General features: G+C 64.6%; 14 protein-coding genes. 7 read left to right on the top strand and 7 right to left on the bottom strand.

The features are described 5' to 3' along the window. The first annotated feature begins 8 nt into the window (after window positions 1-8). Window positions 9-1,001: an adenosine kinase gene (locus tag NKH99_RS00970; RefSeq protein WP_353012064.1), complete on the top strand. Its 993-nt coding sequence runs from the start codon at window positions 9-11 to the stop codon at window positions 999-1,001. Window positions 1,002-1,184: 183 nt separating this feature from the next. On the opposite strand, the gene NKH99_RS00965 is transcribed toward NKH99_RS00970, so the two are convergent. After that, a complete protein-coding gene (locus NKH99_RS00965) occupies window positions 1,185-3,464 on the bottom strand; it encodes an NADP-dependent malic enzyme (protein WP_352614475.1) in 2,280 nt (759 codons plus the stop codon). Window positions 3,465-3,667: 203 nt separating this feature from the next. Between NKH99_RS00965 and mutS the strand changes: the two genes are divergently transcribed. Continuing rightward, window positions 3,668-6,358, top strand: coding sequence for a DNA mismatch repair protein MutS (gene mutS / locus NKH99_RS00960; RefSeq protein WP_353012444.1), 2,691 nt, complete (start codon window positions 3,668-3,670; stop codon window positions 6,356-6,358). A gap of 110 nt (window positions 6,359-6,468) precedes the next feature. On the opposite strand, the gene NKH99_RS00955 is transcribed toward mutS, so the two are convergent. From NKH99_RS00955 to NKH99_RS00945, 3 genes are all read right to left on the bottom strand, one after another. After that, entirely contained in the window at window positions 6,469-7,314 is an 846-nt protein-coding gene (locus NKH99_RS00955; protein ID WP_353012060.1) for an aldo/keto reductase, read from the bottom strand. Between the two features lie 109 nt (window positions 7,315-7,423). Further along, the gene (gene copM / locus NKH99_RS00950; protein ID WP_353012057.1) at window positions 7,424-7,810 is read right to left on the bottom strand and encodes a CopM family metallochaperone; all 387 of its coding nucleotides are present in this window, start codon (window positions 7,808-7,810) and stop codon (window positions 7,424-7,426) included. 43 nt (window positions 7,811-7,853) lie between these two features. Next, complete coding sequence (locus NKH99_RS00945; protein WP_353012054.1) at window positions 7,854-10,358, bottom strand: heavy metal translocating P-type ATPase; 2,505 nt, start codon at window positions 10,356-10,358, stop codon at window positions 7,854-7,856. Window positions 10,359-10,585: 227 nt separating this feature from the next. On the opposite strand from NKH99_RS00945, the gene NKH99_RS00940 reads away from it, so the two are divergent. The 5 genes from NKH99_RS00940 to NKH99_RS00920 all read left to right on the top strand — a co-directional run bounded on the left by NKH99_RS00940 (window position 10,586) and on the right by NKH99_RS00920 (window position 17,912). Then, a complete protein-coding gene (locus NKH99_RS00940; RefSeq protein ID WP_353012051.1) occupies window positions 10,586-13,384 on the top strand; it encodes a [protein-PII] uridylyltransferase in 2,799 nt (932 codons plus the stop codon). 46 nt (window positions 13,385-13,430) lie between these two features. Continuing rightward, on the top strand, window positions 13,431-15,029 hold the full coding sequence (gene murJ, locus NKH99_RS00935; protein ID WP_353012048.1) for a murein biosynthesis integral membrane protein MurJ: 1,599 nt from the start codon (window positions 13,431-13,433) through the stop codon (window positions 15,027-15,029). 281 nt (window positions 15,030-15,310) lie between these two features. Beyond that, on the top strand, window positions 15,311-16,387 hold the full coding sequence (gene trpS / locus NKH99_RS00930) for a tryptophan--tRNA ligase (RefSeq protein WP_352469976.1): 1,077 nt from the start codon (window positions 15,311-15,313) through the stop codon (window positions 16,385-16,387). Between the two features lie 185 nt (window positions 16,388-16,572). Further along, on the top strand, window positions 16,573-17,064 hold the full coding sequence (locus NKH99_RS00925; RefSeq protein WP_352469977.1) for a universal stress protein: 492 nt from the start codon (window positions 16,573-16,575) through the stop codon (window positions 17,062-17,064). A 278-nt stretch (window positions 17,065-17,342) separates the two neighbouring features. Beyond that, window positions 17,343-17,912, top strand: coding sequence for a NifU family protein (locus tag NKH99_RS00920; RefSeq protein ID WP_023676386.1), 570 nt, complete (start codon window positions 17,343-17,345; stop codon window positions 17,910-17,912). A 110-nt stretch (window positions 17,913-18,022) separates the two neighbouring features. Here NKH99_RS00920 and NKH99_RS00915 read toward each other — a convergent pair whose 3' ends face one another. The 3 genes from NKH99_RS00915 to NKH99_RS00905 form a co-directional block, all read right to left on the bottom strand. Further along, window positions 18,023-18,640 carry a L,D-transpeptidase gene (locus NKH99_RS00915; RefSeq protein ID WP_023676387.1) on the bottom strand — a complete coding sequence of 206 codons (618 nt, stop codon included), beginning with the start codon at window positions 18,638-18,640 and terminating at the stop codon, window positions 18,023-18,025. Window positions 18,641-18,979: 339 nt separating this feature from the next. Beyond that, window positions 18,980-19,105, bottom strand: a complete 126-nt coding sequence (locus NKH99_RS00910) for a hypothetical protein (RefSeq protein WP_023676388.1) — start codon at window positions 19,103-19,105, stop codon at window positions 18,980-18,982. Further along, window positions 19,106-19,234: a hypothetical protein gene (locus NKH99_RS00905; protein WP_023676389.1), complete on the bottom strand. Its 129-nt coding sequence runs from the start codon at window positions 19,232-19,234 to the stop codon at window positions 19,106-19,108. Window positions 19,235-19,246: the final 12 nt, after the last annotated feature.

The following is a 19,246-nucleotide window of genomic DNA, read 5'->3' as shown; positions in this document are numbered from 1 at the left end:
ATGAATTGATGCCGGACTATGACGTGCTTTGTATAGGGAATGCCATCGTCGACATCATCGCCCAGTGCGACGAGGCGTTCCTGGAGACCAACGGCATCATCAAGGGCGCGATGAATTTGATCGACACGAGGCGCGCCGAACTGCTCTACAGCCGCATGGGCCCGGCCATTGAAGCCTCGGGCGGCAGCGCCGGCAACACGGCGGCGGGCGTCGCCTCCTTCGGCGGCCGCGCCGCTTTCTTCGGCAAGGTCTCGAACGACGCACTCGGCGAAATTTATGCGCACGACATCCATGCCCAGGGCGTCGCCTTCGACACCAGGCCGCTCAGCGGCGAGCCACCGACGGCGCGCTCGATGATCTTCGTCACGCCGGACGGCGAGCGCTCGATGAACACCTATCTCGGCGCCTGCGTCGAGCTCGGCCCGGAGGACGTCGAGGCCGACAAGGCGTCGGGCGCCGCCGTCACCTATTTCGAGGGCTATCTGTGGGACCCGCCGCGCGCCAAGGAGGCGATCAGGCAGACGGCTAAGCTCGCCCACGCCGCCGGGCGCGAAGTGTCGATGACATTATCGGACTCGTTCTGCGTCGATCGCTACCGCGACGAATTCCTCGATCTGATGCGCTCCGGCACCGTCGATATCGTCTTTGCCAACAGCCACGAGATCAAGTCGCTCTACCAGACCGCGTCATTCGACGAAGCGCTGGCGCGGATCCGCAAGGACTGCAAGATCGCCGCCGTCACCCGCTCGGAAAAGGGCTCGGTCATCGTGCGCGGCGACGAGACCGTGACCATCAATGCGACCAGGATCCGCGAGCTGGTCGACACCACCGGCGCCGGCGACCTCTATGCCGCCGGCTTCCTCTATGGCTACACGCAAGGCCGCAGCCTGAAGCAGTGCGGCGATCTCGGCTCGCTGGCGGCCGGGCTGGTCATCCAGCAGATAGGCCCAAGGCCACGGCAGAATCTGCGCCGCGAGGCCGAGCAGGCGGGGCTGCTGTAGCGGCATCTCTTCCTTCTCCCCTGTGGGAGAAGGTGGATCGGCGCGCAGCGCCGAGACGGTTGAGGGGTGCTGGACGGAGTGCTGCCGGTGCCAAGCTGGAACACCCCTCATCCGACCGAGCTTCGCTCGGCCACCTTCTCCCACAGGGGGAGAAGGGAGAGGCGCTGCTGCTGCCCCCGCTCGTCAAGCTCCCGCGCTATACGCCGCGATCGCCGCCATGTTGACGATGTCTGAATCCTTGGCATTCAGCGAGACGATCTGAACCGGCTTGTTCAGGCCGACCAGCAGCGGGCCGATGACGGTCGAGCCGCCGAGCTCCTGCAGCATCTTGGTCGAGATCGAGGCCGAGTGGAAGGCCGGCATGACCAGCACGTTGGCCGGGCCGGTCAGCCTGATGAACGGGTACTGCGCCATGGCACGGGCGTTGAGCGCCACGTCGGCGGCCATCTCGCCGTCATACTCGAAATCGACGCGGCGCTTGTCGAGGATGCGCACCGCTTCCTGGACGCGCTCGGAGCGCTCGCCCTGCGGATGGCCGAAGGTCGAATAGGCGAGCATGGCGAGCCTCGGCTCGTAGCCCATGCGGCGGGCGAAACCGGCGGCCTCCTCGGCGATGTCGGCGATCTCGACGGCATCCGGCATGTCGTGCACCGCGGTGTCGGCAACGAGGACGGTGCGACCGCGCGCGAGCACGATCGACACGCCGATGACGCAATGGCCGGGCCTTGCGTCGATGACGCGGCGGATGTCGTCGAGCGCCGTCGAATAGTTGCGGGTAACGCCGGTGACGATGCCGTCGGCATCGCCCAGCGCCACCATGCAGGCGGCGAAATGGTTGCGGTCGTTGTTGATCAGCCGCTGGCAGTCGCGGAACAGGAAGCCTTTGCGCTGCATGCGCTCGTAGAGATAGTCGGTGTAGACGGAGTTGCGCCGCGACAGCCGCGCATTGATGATCTCGATGCCTTGCTTGCCGAGGTCGATGCCGGCGTTCCTGGCGTTTTCCTTGATGATGTCGTCGCGGCCGAGCAGGATGGCGGTGCCGAGCCGCTGGTTCACATAGGAGACGGCGGCGCGCATCACCTGCTCCTCCTCGCCCTCGGCAAAGACGATGCGCTTGGGCTGGCGGCGCACCCGGTCGTAGATGCGCTGCAGCGTCGAGGCGATCGGGTCGCGGCGGGCGGAAAGCTCCTGCGCGTAGCGGTCGAGATCGAGGATCGGCTTGCGCGCGACGCCGGAGTCCATCGCCGCTTTGGCCACCGCAATCGGAATGGCCGAGATCAGGCGCGGGTCGAACGGCACTGGGATGATGTAGTTGGGGCCGAATTTCGGCCGCATGCCCTGATAGGCGGCGGCGACGTCGTCGGGCACGTCCTGGCGCGCCAGTTCGGCGAGCGCTTTGGCCGCGGCGATCTTCATGTCGTCGTTGATGGTGGTCGCCCGCACATCCAGCGCGCCGCGGAAGATGTAGGGGAAGCCAAGCACATTGTTGACCTGGTTGGGATAGTCGGACCGTCCCGTCGCCATGATGGCGTCGGTGCGGATCTCGGCGACTTCCTCCGGCGTGATCTCGGGGTCGGGATTGGCCATGGCGAAGATGATCGGGTTCTTGGCCATCGACTGCACCATCCTGGTGGTCAGCGTGCCCTTGGCCGAGAGGCCGAGGAACACGTCGGCGCCGTCCAGCGCTTCGGCCAGCGAGCGCGCACCGGTTTTCACGGCGTGCGCCGATTTCCACTGGTTCATGCCTTCGGTGCGACCCTGGAAGACCACGCCCTTGGTGTCGCAAAGGATGATATTCTCAGGCGCAAAGCCCATCGCCTTCATCAATTCGATGCAGGCGATGCCGGCAGCACCGGCGCCGTTGCAGACCATTTTCGTGGTCTTCATATCGCGGCCGGTGATTTCCAGCGCGTTGATCAGGCCGGCAGCCGAGATGATGGCGGTGCCGTGCTGGTCGTCATGGAAGACCGGGATGTCCATCAGCTCGCGCAGCCGCTGCTCGATAATGAAGCATTCCGGTGCCTTGATGTCCTCGAGGTTGATGCCGCCGAAGGAGGGTCCAAGGAAACGCACGCAGTTGATGAATTCGTCGGCATCCTCGGTGTCGACCTCAAGGTCGATGGAATCGACATCGGCGAAGCGCTTGAACAGCACCGCCTTGCCTTCCATCACCGGCTTCGAGGCCAGCGCGCCGAGATTGCCGAGGCCGAGGATGGCGGTGCCGTTGGAGATGACGGCGACCATGTTGCCGCGAACCGTGTAGTCGAAGGCGCGGCTCGGGTCCTCGGCGATGGCGAGAACCGGAACCGCGACGCCCGGCGAATAGGCAAGGCTGAGATCGCGCTGCGTCGCCATCGGTTTTGTGGCGACGATCTCCAGCTTGCCCGGACGGCCCATGGCGTGGAATTCCAGCGCCTCCTGGGCGCTGACGGAGGGCCCGTTGCTTTCCGTTTTCTTGGCCATGGTACTTTTGGTTTCCTCGCCCGTACGGCACCGCTTGAGATGGGTGCGCATGCTTTCTTTTGTGGAAGGTTCGGGATTAAGGCTACACTTCGCCGCTGTAAACCGCCAAGCATGGCTTGGAAAATTTTGGAAGCAGCTTCTTGAACGACGAGACGCCCATTCGAAGCGACAACGCCACGCCGGCCTTCGCGCCGGCGACGCCGATGATGGAGCAGTATATCGAGATCAAGGCGGCGAACCCGGATTCGCTGCTGTTCTACCGCATGGGCGATTTCTACGAGCTGTTCTTCGACGATGCCGAGAAGGCGAGCCGGGCACTCGGCATCGTGCTGACCAAGCGCGGCAAGCACCAGGGGCTCGACATCCCGATGTGCGGCGTGCCGGTGCATGCCGCCGACGACTATCTGCAAAAGCTGATCGGCCAGGGGTTCCGCGTCGCCGTCTGCGAACAGATCGAGGATCCGGCCGAGGCCAGGAAGCGCGGCGGCAAATCGGTGGTGCGCCGCGACGTCGTCCGGCTGGTCACCCCCGGCACCATCACCGAGGACAAACTGCTGGCGCCGTCGGAATCGAGTTTTCTGATGGCGTTGGGACGGGTCAAGGGCGGCAGCAGCGATACAAGAGGCGGGGAGCGCGGCAGCGCGACAGGGAACCAAGGAAGTTTCGCCCTAGCCTGGATCGAGATCTCGACCGGTGTCTTCCGCGTCGCCGAGACAACCGCCGACCGGCTGCTCGCCGATGTCTTCCGCGTCGATCCGCGCGAGCTGATCGTCGCCGAACCGGTGTTTTACGACCCGGAGCTGAAACCGGTCTTCGACGTGCTCGGCCGCGTCGCCAGCCCGCAGCCGCCGTCGCTGTTCGATTCGGCTTCGGCCGCCGGCCGCATCGCCCGCTTCTTCGAGGTGGCAACGCCGGACAGTTTCGGCTCGTTTTCGCGCGCCGAGCTGTCGGCAATCTCGGGCGTCATCGCCTATGTCGAGAAGACGCAGAAAGCCGAGCGGCCGCCGCTGTCGCGGCCGCAGCGCGAGGAGCAGGATTCGACGCTGTTCATCGACCCGGCGACGCGCGCCAATTTGGAGCTGCTGCGCACGCTGTCCGGCAGCCGCGACGGATCGCTGTTCAAGGCGATCGACCGCACGGTGACCGGCGGCGGTGCAAGGCTGCTCGCCGACCGGCTGATGGCGCCGCTGACCGATCCGGCGGCAATCGCCGCAAGGCTGGACTCGGTGTCGTTCTTCCGCTCCGAGACGCGCCTTTGCCAGGCGGTGCGGACAAGCCTGAAGAGCGTTGCCGATATGCCGCGCGCGCTGTCCAGGCTGGCGCTCAACCGCGGCGGCCCGCGCGACCTCGGCGCGCTGCGCGCCGGTTTCGAAGCAGCCGGCGCCATCGCCGAACTGTTCGGCCAAACCGCCTTGCCGGGCGAACTGAGCACGGCGTTGGGAGCTATCAAGGCACTGCCTAATGAACTGGCGACGCATCTGGCGCAGGCGCTCAGCGACGAGCTGCCGTTGCTCAAGCGCGACGGCGGCTTCGTCCGCGGCGGCTACCACGCCGAACTCGACGAGATGCGGGCACTGCGCGACGAGTCGCGAAAGGTGATCGCCGGGCTGGAGCGTTCGCTGATCGACGAGACCGGCATCCGCTCGCTGAAGATCAGGCACAACAATGTGCTGGGGTATTATATCGAAGTCACCGCCAACCACCATGCGCTGATGACCGGCAGCGACGGCGCCAGGGCGCGCTTCATCCATCGCCAGACCATGGCCAACGCCATGCGCTTCACCACCACCGAACTCGCCGAGCTGGAAACCAGGATCGCCAACGCCGCCGACCGGGCGCTGGCGATCGAGCTTGCCGCTTTCGAGGCGCTGATGGCAGAAGTGGTCGGCCACGCCGACACGATCCGCGCCGGCGCCGAAGCGCTCGCCGTGCTCGACGTTTCGGCCGCGCTTGCCTTGCTTTCCGAGAGCGAGGGCTGGTGCCGGCCGCTGGTCGATGCGAGCCTTGCCTTCGAGATTTCGGGCGGACGCCACCCGGTGGTCGAACAGGCGCTGCGGCGTTCCGGCGAAGGTCCGTTCGTCGCCAATGATTGCGATCTGTCGCCGCAAGGCGATGCCAAGGCCGGCGCGATCTGGCTGCTGACTGGCCCCAATATGGGCGGCAAATCGACCTTCCTCAGGCAAAACGCGCTGATCGCCATCCTCGCCCAGACCGGCTCCTTCGTGCCGGCGGCATCAGCCCATATCGGCGTCGTCGACCGGCTGTTTTCGCGGGTCGGCGCCTCCGACGACCTGGCGCGCGGCCGCTCCACCTTCATGGTCGAGATGGTCGAGACGGCGGCGATCCTCAACCAGGCAGGCGAACGCGCACTGGTCATCCTCGATGAGATCGGCCGCGGCACCGCCACTTTCGACGGCCTGTCGATCGCCTGGGCGGCGGTCGAATATCTGCACGAGAAAAACCGCTGCCGGGCGGTCTTCGCCACGCATTTCCACGAGATGACGGCGCTGGCCGGAAAACTGCCGCGGCTCTCCAACGTCACCATGCGGGTCAAGGAATGGGAGGGCGACGTGGTCTTCCTGCACGAGGTCGGCAAGGGTGCGGCCGACCGTTCCTACGGCGTCCAGGTAGCGCGGCTGGCCGGCCTGCCAGAGGCCGTCGTCGGCCGGGCCAAGGAAGTGCTGCACCAGCTTGAAGCAGGCGAGGTCTCGGGCAAGGCCAACCGTCTGGTCGACGACCTGCCGCTGTTTTCCGTGGCGGCGCAGCGGGAAGCGTCGAAGCCGGCGAAGAGTGACGGGCTGGGCGCGGCGCTAGCGGAGATCAATCCCGACGAGATGACTCCAAGGGAGGCGCTGGAAGCGCTGTACCGGCTGAAGGGGCTGGCTGGGAAGTAGTGCTCGTCCGATAGCGCTCTACGGCACCCCCCTCTGTCCTGCCGGACTGTCCGGCAGGACAGAGGGGGGTGTGACGGAACGCTGCTTTGGCTTGCCTTCCGCCCCACCCCTCAAATCATCGCCAAGCCGGACTTCCGCCTCGGTGGTGGGAAGGCGCGGTCAATTTCGGCGAAATCTTCGCTCGTGAGCTCGATGTCCAACGCCGCGACATTCTGCCGGATATGCTCCGGGCGGCTGGCCTTCGGAATGGCAATCACGCCCTCCTGCGCCATCACCCAGGTAAGCGCGATCTGCGCCGGCGTCGCACCGTGGCGGGCGGCGATGGCATCTAACCTGGCGTTGCGTGCCAATACCCCCTGATCGACCGGCGAATAGGCCATCAGCGGCATGCCGCGTTGCCGGCTCCACGGGGCGAGGTCGAACTCGACGCCGCGCTGCGACAGATTGTAGAGCACCTGGTTGGTCTGGACGTTGCCGCCGGCCGGCAACCGAACCAGCTCTTCCATCTCATCGGTATCGAAATTGCTGACGCCCCAATGGCGGATCTTGCCGGCCGCCTTCAACGCTTCGAACGCCTCTACCGTTTCCATCAAAGGCACACTGCCCGGCCAATGCAGCAGATAAAGATCGATGCGGTCGGTGGCGAGATGCCTCAGGCTGTTCTCGCATGCCCGTTTCACGCCGGCGCGCGAGGCATTGGACGGCAGCACTTTGGAGACCAGGAAAACCTCGTCGCGGCGACCGGCGAGGGCCTCCGCCACCACCTCCTCGGCACCGCCGCTGGCATACATTTCGGCGGTGTCGATCAGCGTCATGCCGAGATCCAGCCCGAGCTTCAGGGCATTGGCCTCGTCGCCACGGCGGCGGCCGTCTTCGCCCATCTTCCAGGTGCCCTGGCCGAGCACCGGCACGGCTTCGCCGCAGGGCAGGGTGGTCGTTCTTATCGTCGATGGCATGGCATGCTCCAGTCCGAGGCCCGGATAGCACCACAGTCGCCAAGGCAAATCCAGGTGAAGCAGAAATCCAGGTGAAGCCTCTCGCCCGGATTCCCCGACAGCGTGACGCCTACTTCACCGGATGGGCGGCGAGCCAGTCCTGCATCTGCTTGATCTCGGCTTGCTGCGCGGCGATCACTGCTTCCGCCAGCTTGCGGATTTCCGGATCCTTGCCATTGGCGAGCTCGATCTTGGCCATGTCGATGGCCGCCTGGTGATGCGGGATCATGCCGCGGGCGAAATCGACGTCGGCATTGCCGGAATATTCGATCGCCATCATGTCGACGTGCATCTTGTCCATCGCCGCCTTGTAGCCTTCGGTCGAAGGGCCCTGCGCGCCCATCGCGCCCATGTCGTGTTTCATCTCCTCGGCTTGCGCCGGAACGCTTTCGAGGAAAACGGCAAGCAGCATTCCCGCCGCCATCATCAGCAGCACGATCTTCTTGGCCAAGGTCATTCATCGTCTCCTTTTTTGAACAGGGTCTATCTGGGCAGTCGACTCAGAGTTTCAACGTTCTGAGCCGCAACGCGTTGGAGATCACCGAAACCGACGATAGGCTCATCGCCGCCGCCGCAATCATCGGCGACAACAGCGTGCCGGTGAGCGGATAGAGCACGCCGGCGGCGACCGGCACGCCAAGCACGTTGTAGAGGAAAGCGAAAAACAGGTTCTGGCGGATGTTGCGGATCGTGCCCTGGGCAAGCGTGCGGGCTCGGACGATGCCGTTGAGATCGCCCTTGACCAGCGTGATCCCTGCACTCTCGACCGCGACATCGGCGCCGGTGCCCATGGCGATGCCGACATCGGCGGCGGCGAGTGCGGGCGCATCGTTGACGCCGTCGCCGGCCATGGCGACGCCGGCACCGCCGGCACGCAATTCCTCGACCAGCGCACCCTTCTGCTCGGGCAAAAGCCCGGCACGCACCTCGTCGATGCCGAGCTTGGCTGCGATGGCTTTCGCCGTGCGCTCGTTGTCGCCGGTCGCCATGACGATCTTCAGCCCGCTGTCATGCAGCGCCTTGATCGCCTCGGCGGTGGTCGCCTTGATCGGGTCGGCGACGGCGACGAGGCCGGCGAGCCGGGTGCCGACAGCAACGAACATCGCGGTCTTGCCGTCGGCCTGCAGCGCCCCGGCACTGGCCAGGACCGACGCCGTGTCGATGCCGAGATCGGCCATCATCGCGGCATTGCCGAGCGCCACCTTCTGCCCCGAGACCGTGCCGGAAACGCCTTTGCCAGTGACTGCCTCGAAACCGCCGGCATCGGGAATATTCACGCCGCGTTCGCGGGCGCCTTCGACGATCGCCTCGGCCAGCGGATGCTCCGAGCCCTTTTCCAGCCCGGCGGCGAGCGCCAGCAGCTCGTCCTGCGGCATACCCTCGACGCCGACGACGTCGGTCAGTCGCGGCCGGCCTTCGGTCAGCGTTCCCGTCTTGTCGACGATCAGCGTATCAACCGAGGCAAAGCGCTCGAGCGCCGCCGCTTCCTTGATCAGCACGCCGGCATGCGCGCCGCGCCCGGTGGCGGTCATGATCGACATTGGCGTGGCAAGGCCGAGCGCGCACGGACAGGCGATGATCAGCACCGAGACCGCCGAGACGATGGCAAAGACCAGGCTGGGTTCCGGTCCGACGATCGCCCAGGCGACGAACGCTATGATCGCGACCAGCACGACGGCCGGGACGAAGTAGAACGAGACGCGGTCGGCCAACCCCTGGATCGGCGCGCGTGAACGCTGTGCCTTGGCGACCAGCTCGACGATGCGTGCCAGCGTCGTTTCGGCGCCGATCTTTTCGGCGCGCATGACCAGCGAGCCGTTCTTGTTGAGCGTGCCGCCGGTGAGGTTGTCGCCTTCGATCTTTTCGACCGGCAGCGGCTCGCCTGTGATCATCGATTCATCGATGGAAGAGCGTCCTTCGAGCACAATGCCGTCGACCGGCACGGCCTCACCGGGGCGGATGCGCAGGCGGTCGCCGGCCTTGACCGTATCGAGCGGCACGTCGTTTTCGGAACCGTCCGCGCCGATCAGCCGCGCCGTCTTCGGCGCCAGGTCGAGCAGCGCGCGGATCGCCGAGCCGGTTTTCTCGCGGGCGCGCAATTCCAGCACCTGGCCAAGGAACACCAGCGCGACGATCACCGCCGCCGCCTCGAAATAGACCGGCACGGTGCCGTCATGGCCGCGGAACTGGTGCGGAAAGAGGCCTGGAAACAGGGTGGCGACGACGCTGTAGAGATAGGCGGCACCGACGCCGAGCGAAATCAGCGTCCACATATTGGGGCTGCGGTTGAGGATCGAATCCCAGCCGCGGTGGAAGAACGGGAATGCCGCCCACAGCACCACCGGGCTGGCCAGCGCCAGCTCCAGCCAGACCTTTGCGCGGTCGTCGATGAAGGCCTGGAACGTCAGGCCGAGCATCGGTGCCATGGCGATGACCAGCAACGGCACGGACAGCACCGCGCTCACCCAAAAGCGCCTGGTGAAGTCGACCAGTTCCGGGTTAGGCCCCTCGTCGCCGGTCGGCACGCCCATCGGTTCCAGCGCCATGCCGCAGATCGGGCAGGAGCCGGGCTTGTCGCGGATGATTTCCGGATGCATCGGGCAGGTGTATTGCGTGCCCTTGGGCATCGGCTGCGGCGCCGGCCTGTCGCCGAGATATTTTGCCGGCTCGGCCTCGAACTTCGCCTGGCAAGCGGCCGAGCAGAAATAGAAGCCCCGGCCCTCGTGCCGCAAAAAGTGCCTGGCCGTGGCGCGATCGACGCTCATGCCGCAGACGGGATCGCTAGCGGTCAGGTATTTTTCCGGCTCGGCGACGAATTTCGCGCGGCAGCTCTCGCTGCAGAAATGATAGCGATGGCCGTCATGCTCGGCCGTCGGCTTGCCGACAGCCGGATCGACGGTCATGCCGCAGACCGGATCGCGGACGACGGCGTCCGCGGCAGAGGGTGCGCCTTTTGCCGAGCAGCAGCTGCCATGGGCGTGATGATGGTGATCGGAATGCGTCATGCCGAAAGCCCCTGTATTTCGATGTTGCGGCGGAGGTAGTGCTTCCAGTAACTGGAAGGTCAAGGGCCGATTTCGATTTTTCGTGGCCAGTCCCTAACCGAACCGGCCGCGGGCATGAGACGATCGTCCCGTTCCACGGCTGCGGAGAACGCGTCCGTCCGCCCCATACCCAGCGCCGCGAAAACGCGCTATAGACGCCGCCGAAACGGCGAGGCCGAACGGCATTTATGGCAAGAATATCCCTGAAGCTCGAGGAACTGATCGACGGCGAAGCCTTGCGCCGCGAGATGACCGAACTGACCGCGGCCACGGCAGGCGACGGCTCCGGCAAGGCCGCGCGCAGCGGCGTTCTCAAGCTTCTCAAAAGCCGACTCGCCGACGGCCGCACGGTCGCCGAACGCATGCTGATGGACGATGGCAGCGGTACCGCCTGTGCCGCCCGGCTGTCGCATCTGATGGATGAGATCATCCGCGCGCTCTACGATTTCGCCGCCACCCATGTCTATCGCGTCAAAAACCCATCATCGGCCGAGCGCATGGCGGTCGTTGCCGTCGGCGGCTATGGCCGCGGCACGCTGGCGCCCGGGTCCGACATCGATCTGCTGTTCCTGCTGCCCTACAAGCAGACGCCGTGGGGCGAGCAGATCGTCGAATACATGCTCTATATGCTGTGGGATCTGGGGCTGAAGGTCGGCCACGCCACCCGCAACATCGACGAGTGCCTCAGGCTGTCGCGCACCGACATCACCATCCGCACCTCGATCCTGGAGGCGCGCTTCCTGTGGGGCGAGCAAAAGCTCTATGACGAACTTTTGCAGCGCTTCGACCACGAGGTGGTGCGCACCACCGGCCCCGAATATGTCCAGGCCAAGCTCGCCGAACGCGACGAGCGCCACGCCAAGGCCGGCGAGAGCCGTTACCTGGTCGAACCCAACGTCAAGGACGGCAAGGGCGGCCTGCGCGACCTGCAGACGCTGTTCTGGATCGCCAAATATTTCTACCGCGTGCGCACCGGCGAGGAACTGGTCGACAAGGGCGTCTTCACCGACGCCGAATACAGGGAATTCCAGAAGGCCGAGGATTTCCTATGGGCGGTGCGCTGCCACATGCATTTCCTCACCGGCAAGGCCGAGGAGCGGCTGCATTTCGACATCCAGCGCGACATTGCCGAGCGGCTGGGCTACACCACCCATCCCGGCCTGTCGGCGGTCGAACGCTTCATGAAGCACTACTTCCTCGTCGCCAAGGATGTCGGCGACCTGACCCGCATTTTCTGCGCCGCGCTGGAAGAAGAGCAGGCCAAGCATGTGCCGGGCTTCAACCGCATCTTTCTGACCTTTTCGCGCCGCAAGCGTAAGCTCGCCGGCACGGCCGATTTCATCGTCGACAACCACCGCATCAACATTGCCGACGACGAGGTGTTCGAGCGCGATCCGGTTAACCTGCTCAGGCTGTTCTGGTTTGCCGACAAGCATGGCCTGGAATTTCACCCCGATGCGCTGAAGCTTTTGACCCGCTCTCTCGGCCTCGTCGGCAAGGCGCTCAGGCGCGACGAGGAGGCCAACCGGCTGTTCCTCGATATCTTGACCTCGGATCGCAACGCCGAGCTCAATCTGCGGCGCATGAATGAGGCCGGACTGCTTGCCAAGCTGATCCCGGATTTCGGCAAGATCGTCGCCATGATGCAGTTCTCGATGTACCACCACTACACCGTGGACGAGCACCTCATCCGCTGCATCGGCGTGCTGGCCGAGATCGAGCGCGGCGACGGCGAAAAGATCCATCCACTCGCCCACTCGCTGATGCCGGGGCTGAAGAAGAGCCGCGAGGCGCTCTATGTCGCCGTGCTGCTGCACGACATCGCCAAGGGCAGGCCGGAGGACCATTCGCAAGCCGGCGCCAGGATCGCCCGGCGCATCTGCCCGCATATGGGGCTCTCGCCGGCCGACACCGAAACGGTCGCCTGGCTGGTCGAGAACCACCTCGTCATGTCGATGACGGCGCAGACCCGCGATCTCAACGACCGCAAGACGATCGAGGATTTTGCCGCCATCGTGCAGTCGGTCGAACGGCTGAAGATGCTGCTTGTGCTTACCGTCTGCGATATCCGCGGCGTCGGGCCTGGGGTCTGGAACGGCTGGAAGGGCCAGTTGCTGCGTACGCTCTACTACGAGACCGAGCTTTTGTTGACCGGCGGGTTTTCGGAGGTGTCGCGCGCCAAACGGACGGCGGCGGCGCGCGAACAACTGGCCGAGGCGCTTGCCGACTGGCCGGAAAAGGCCCGCAAGCGTTATGTCGGCCAGCACTACGAGAACTATCTGCTGGCGGTCGATCTTCCCGACCAGCTCCGCCATGCCGAATTCATCCGCGAGGCCGATCACGCCGGCAAGAAGCTCGCCACCATGGTCAAAACCCACCAGTTCGAGGCGGTGACCGAGATCACCGTGCTGGCGCAGGACCATCCGCGCCTGCTCTCGGTGATTGCCGGCGCCTGTGCCGCGGCCGGCGGCAACATCGTCGACGCGCAGATCTTCACCACCTCGGACGGCCGCGCGCTCGACACCATCCTGATCTCGAGGGAGTTCGACCGCGACGAGGACGAGCGCCGCCGTGCCGAGCGCGTCGGCCGGCTGATCGAGGACGTGCTGTCGGGCAAGAGCTGGCTGCCCGAAATGATCGAGAAGCGGACCAAGCCGCGGCGCGGCGCCAAGGTTTTCCGTATTCCGCCACGCGCCGAGATCCGCAACACGCTGTCGAACCGTTTCTCGGTGATCGAGGTCGAGGGGCTGGACAGGCCGGGCCTTCTGTCGGAGATCACCGGCATGTTGTCGGACCTGTCGCTCGACATCGCCTCGGCCCACATCACCACCTTCGGCGAAAAAGTCATCGACACGTTCTACGTCACCGATCTCACCGGCCAGAAGATCGACAGCCCGTCGCGTACGGCGACCATCCGCAACAGGCTGATCGCGGTGCTCGAGGGCACGGCGTCCGAGCGCGGCAAGACCAAAACGGCCGCCGAGTGACTGTTACCTTCCATTTGCCCCAATCGCACAGGCAGTCTTCAAGCGCATGAGCCTTGTCAAGAAATTCGCCACGGTCGCTTCCGGCACGCTGATGAGCCGCGCCCTCGGTTTCGGCCGCGAGATGCTGATGGCTGCTGCACTTGGCACCGGGCCGATCGCCGACGCCTTCAATGCCGCCTTCCAGTTTCCCAACACCTTTCGCCGGCTGTTCGCCGAAGGCGCCTTCAATGCCGCCTTCGTGCCGCTGTTCGCCAAGGAGATCGAGACACACGGCACCGACGGCGCCAAGCGCTTTTCCGAAGAGGTGTTCGGCGTCTTGTTCACGGCGCTTCTGGCGCTGACCATCGCCATGGAACTGGCGATGCCGCTGATCGTGCGCTATCTGGTGGCGCCGGGCTTTGCCGACACGCCGGGAAAATTCGAGACGACGGTGGCGCTGGCGACCGTCATGTTCCCCTACCTGATCTGCATGTCGCTCGGCGCCATGATGGCCGGCATGCTGAATTCGCTGCGCCGCTATTTCGCCGCTGCGGTGGCGCCGGTGTTCCTCAACGTCATCCTTATCGCCGTGCTTGCCTATGCCTGGTACAAGGGTTCGGACGCCCGCACCGTTGGTTTCGGCCTGGCTTGGGGCGTGCTGGCGGCCGGCCTGGTGCAGCTGGCGATCGTCTGGGCGGCGGTGCGCCATGCCGGCATTTCGATCGGCTTCCGGCGGCCGAAGATGACGCCGAACGTCAAGCGGCTGCTGATCCTGGCGCTGCCGGCGGCGATCACCGGCGGCATCACCCAGATCAATCAGCTGATCGGCACGGCGATCGCGTCGGCGCAGGACAGCGCGGTGTCATCGCTGGCCTATGCCGACCGCGTCTACCAGCTGCCGCTGGGCGTCGTCGGCGTCGCCGTCGCCATCGTGCTGTTGCCGGAACTGTCGCGGGCGCTGAAATCGGGCAATCTGGTCGAGGCCGCCAATCTGCAGAACCGCTCGGTCGAGTTTACCCTTTTCATGACCTTGCCTGCGGCGGCCGCGCTGCTGGTCATGTCCGAGCCGATCGTGCGGCTGGTCTATGAGCGCGGCGCCTTTGCCGCCAACAATTCGACGCCGACGGTCGCGGCAATCCTGGCGATCTTCGGGCTCGGCCTGCCGGCCTTCGTGCTGATCAAGGCGTTCACCCCAGGCTATTTCGCTCGCGAGGACACGCGCACGCCGATGATTTTCGCCGCCATCTCGGTGGCGGTTAACATTACGACGGCACTGACGCTGTTTCCGACGATGGGCGCGCCCGGCATTGCCGTTGCCTCCGCTGTCGCCGGCTGGGTCAATGCGGCGATGCTGCTCGCCGTGCTGATCCGGCGCGGCCATTGGGGCCGCGACGTGCCGCTCATGAAACGCATCCCGCGGCTGGTGCTGTCGGCGGCGGTGATGGCCGCGGCGCTCTATTTTGCCGAACACTGGTTCGCCGCAAGTCTCGGCTCCGGCTCGCCGCTGGTGATCAAGGCGGTGACGCTGCTTGCGCTCGTCGCCGGCGGGGCGCTGCTTTACTTCGTCACCGCCTTCGCCACCGGCGGTGCCGATTTCGGCATGATCCGCCGCAATATCGGGCGCAAGGGCTCCCAGCCGGTCAAGGAGCAATCTCCGGATCCGTGAGGGGGAAAATTCATCAGCGCCAATTTTGTTCTTGCTTTGTGCCGGCAGCTATGCTATTAATTTCGGTATGGTGCTAATTGGCTCCAACGACCCGCCCACCGAGGCGGGTTTTTGTTTCTGGTCGGCGCCATCCCTCAAACAGCCTTCTGTTCGGCCGACGTCAAAGCCTGCGCGCCCTGGCCAACGCCCCTCTTGATCGTCTCCTCGCTCTCGTCCATAAGCGCGCCGTCGCAAGACTTTCGCCGCGCGCGAAACGGCCCTCCACAAGCCAGGGAAACACCATGACCGATCAGCCCCCCTTCAAACCGCTCGTTTTTTCCGGCGTCCAGCCAACCGGCAATCTGCATCTCGGCAATTATCTCGGCGCCATCAAGAAATTCGTCGCCCTGCAGGACACCTCCGACTGTATCTATTGCGTCGTCGATCTGCATTCGCTGACCGCACAGCTCGTCCATGAGGATCTGCAGGACCAGACGCGGTCGATCACCGCGGCGTTTCTCGCCTCCGGCATCGACCCGACCAAGCACATCGTCTTCAACCAGTCGCGGGTGATGCAGCACGCCGAGCTTGCCTGGATCTTCAACTGCGTGGCGCGCATCGGTTGGATGAACCGAATGACGCAGTTCAAGGACAAGGCCGGCAAGGACCGCGAGAACGCCTCGCTCGGCCTGCTCGCCTATCCCTCCCTGATGGCCGCCGACATCCTCGTCTACCGCGCCACCCACGTGCCGGTCGGCGACGACCAGAAGCAACATCTGGAGCTGACCCGCGACATCGCGCAGAAATTCAACAACGACTTTTCGGACCGCATCGCAGCGCTTGGCGTCGGCGTCGAGATGGAGGTCGGCGAAGAGACGGTGAACGGCTATTTCCCGCTGACCGAGCCGGTCATCGGCGGCCCGGCAGCGCGCATCATGTCGCTGCGCGACGGTTCGAAGAAGATGTCGAAGTCGGACCCGTCGGACCTGTCGCGCATCAACCTGACCGACGATGCCGACGCCATCTCGAAGAAGATCCGCAAGGCCAAGACCGACCCGGAGGCTTTGCCCGGCGAACTGGACGGGCTTGCCGGCCGGCCGGAAGCGGAAAACCTCGTCGGCATCTATGCCGGCCTCGCCGAAATCTCGAAAGAGGCGGTGCTGAAGGAATATGGCGGCCAGCAGTTTTCGGTGTTCAAGCCGGCGCTGGCCGACCTTGCGGTGGAAAAACTGGCGCCGATCGCCGGCGAGATGCGCCGCATCTCCAGCGACCGCGCCTATGTCGACGCGGTGCTGCGGGATGGCGGCGAGCGTGCCGGCACATTGGCCGAAGCGACCATGAAGACCGTGCGCGACATTATCGGCCTGCTGCAAGGCTAATGCATGTCGCGCAAAAGTGTGCAGCGGTTTTGCGATAACGACATGCATAAAACAAGAACCTGAAGCGCGTCGCTGGTCGAACGCGACGCGCTTTAAGCTGCACCAGCATTGCCACAGCCGCCGGTCGCTTGCGGGCGGGCTGAGGCGGTGGCAGATTGCGACCGAAACCATCGAACAGGGTGAATATGGTCTCCAAACGCCTCAGCCGCGAAGCCGGTCATCGCCGCAAGTTCCTGGCGATCATCGACGACACGCCCGAATGCGAGCGCGCCGTCGCCTACGCCTCGAAGCGGGCGCAAAGCACGGGCGGCGTGCTGGTGCTGCTCTATGTCATCGAGCCGGATGATTTCCAGCACTGGCTGGGCGTCGAGAAGATCATGCGCGAGGAGGCGAACGCCACGGCGCGCGCCGCACTCGACAGCTACGCCAACAAGGTGCGCCAGAAGCTCGGCATCGAGCCGGAACTGGTGGTGCGCGAAGGTAAGCCGACCGAAGAGATCCACAAGCTGATCGAGGAAGACCAGGACATCGCCATCCTGGTGCTGGCGGCAGGCGCCGGCAAGGAAGGCCCAGGGCCGCTGGTCGGCGCGGTCGCCGGCAAGGGCGCCGCCTTTCCGATTCCCGTCACGGTGGTGCCGCAGAACCTGTCGGACGAAGAGATCGACAGCCTCGCCTGAGATGCGCTGATATTCAGGTGAGGCCGGCCTGCAATTGGCGGCTTCCTGCGCTTCCGGTGCTCACGTACCAAAAGTACGCTCCGCTCCGGTTCTCGGAACCCACCATTTTCGGCTCGGCCTGACCTGAATCTCAACACATCTCCAAGCGTTTCAGGGCGCTAGCAAAACATTCCGCCAGCCAGCCGTTCCCCGCGATGCCTTTCGCTTGAATGTCGGGCGGATAAAGCCTAATTAGAATTATTCCAAACTAGCTGCCCCAAACGGGCACGGAGACGGCCATGTTCATCCAGACCGAGTCGACGCCAAACCCGGCGACGCTGAAATTCCTGCCCGGCAAGGAAGTGCTGCAAGAAGGCACCGCCGATTTCCGCGATGCCGATAGCGCCGCGACGGCTTCGCCGCTCGCCGGCCGGCTGTTCGAAATCCCCGGCGTCACCGGCGTCTTCTTCGGCTATGACTTCATCACCGTGACCAAGGACGGCCCCGACTGGCAGCATCTGAAGCCGGCTATCCTCGGCGCCATCATGGAGCATTTCATGTCCGGCGCCCCGGTGATGGCCAAGGCCGGCCCCGCCGCCGAGACCAGCCAGACCGGCGAATTCTACGACAAGGCCGACGAGGAGCTGGTCGTCACCATCAAGGAGCTGCTCGACACGCGGGTGCGCCCGGCGGTGGCCCAGGACGGCGGCGACATCACCTTCCGCGGCTTCGAGAACGGCACCGTGTTCCTGCACATGAAGGGCGCCTGCGCCGGCTGCCCGTCGTCGACGGCGACGCTGAAGCACGGCATCCAGAACCTGCTCCGGCACTTTGTGCCGGAAGTGCAGCACGTCGAACAGGTCTCCTGACGCACCGTTCCATCGTCAACGTCGATAGACAACAAAAAACCGGGCCAAAGTGCCCGGTTTTCTGTTTGCGACGTCTGTGTTGTTGCCTAGACGGTCCGCGTATAAGGGTTTTATATCACAATGACCTTGGCGCCGACCGAGGTGCGGTCGTAGAGGTCGATAATGTCCTGGTTCATCAGCCGGATGCAGCCCGACGACATCGCCTTGCCGATCGAATTCCATTCCGGGCTGCCATGCAGGCGATAACCCATGTCGCCGCCCTTGTTGAACAGGTACATGGCGCGCGCGCCGAGCGGGTTCTTCAACCCCGGCTCCATGCCACCGGCAAACTTGGCCAACTCCGGCTGGCGCTTGATCATCTGCGAAGGCGGTGTCCAGGTCGGCCATTCGCGCTTCAGCGCGATATGGGCGGTGCCGTGCCATTCGAAACCCTCACGGCCGACGCCGATGCCGTAGCGCATCGCTTCGCCGTCGCCCATGACGAAGTAGAGGAACTTGTTCTGCGTATCGACGATGATGGTGCCCGGCTTTTCCTTGGTGTCGTAGTCGACGATCTGCCGGCGGTATTTGAACGGCACCTTTTCGATCGGAACGCGCGGCAGGTGATAGCCGGCGTCGGTCACCGCGCCGTAGTTGTTGGTGAAGATCTGCGAGCCGATGGTGCTGCAACCGGCGACAGCCGTCGACAGCGCCAGGGCCGCGACGATTGCAAGTGACTTCATGCGCATGAAAAGGTCCGATGCCTGCCCAAACAACAGCGGCTCGAGTCGGCCGCTTTTTTCATCTTCATTCATGCTGGCATTTGCTTTGCTTGCCAAGCGGGCGATGCCTATATCCTTGCGCTTGCGTGCTGGTAAACCTGCGACTATGGCATTTCGGCAACAGCCCCCGCAGGATTATGTTGCAAAATCAATGGGGCCAGGAACAAGGACCAGGAGACGAAGAAATCACCCATGAATATCGGTGACGCTGCCCGGCGCTCTGGCCTGCGGCCAAGACCATCCGTTGCTACGAGGAGATCGGCCTGAGACGCGGCCGCCGCAGGGGAAAGTCCAGACGGGCCGGGTTTAATAAAGGACGCCGCGAAGCACGGTCCAGGCCAGAAGCCCGAACGTGCCGATCACCACCAATGCACCCAGGACCGTGCCGATCGTTTCAGGCAGTCCATCGGGGCGACCAGGACCGTCGGCCATTCAACTATCGATCATGACGTAGGCCGCACCAAACACGGCAACGATAATTGCCCCAAGCACCGCCCATCCTCTGATGGCCGGGCGGATTTCCTCCGGCGTCGCTGATTTCCGGTCGTCATCTTCCGTCATCTAATGCTCCTC

Source organism: Mesorhizobium sp. M0854 (genome assembly GCF_040319815.1).
In the GTDB taxonomy this organism is placed as follows: domain Bacteria; phylum Pseudomonadota; class Alphaproteobacteria; order Rhizobiales; family Rhizobiaceae; genus Mesorhizobium.
Note: the sequence above shows the minus strand (reverse complement) of the source record. Positions and strands in the feature narration are given on the sequence as shown.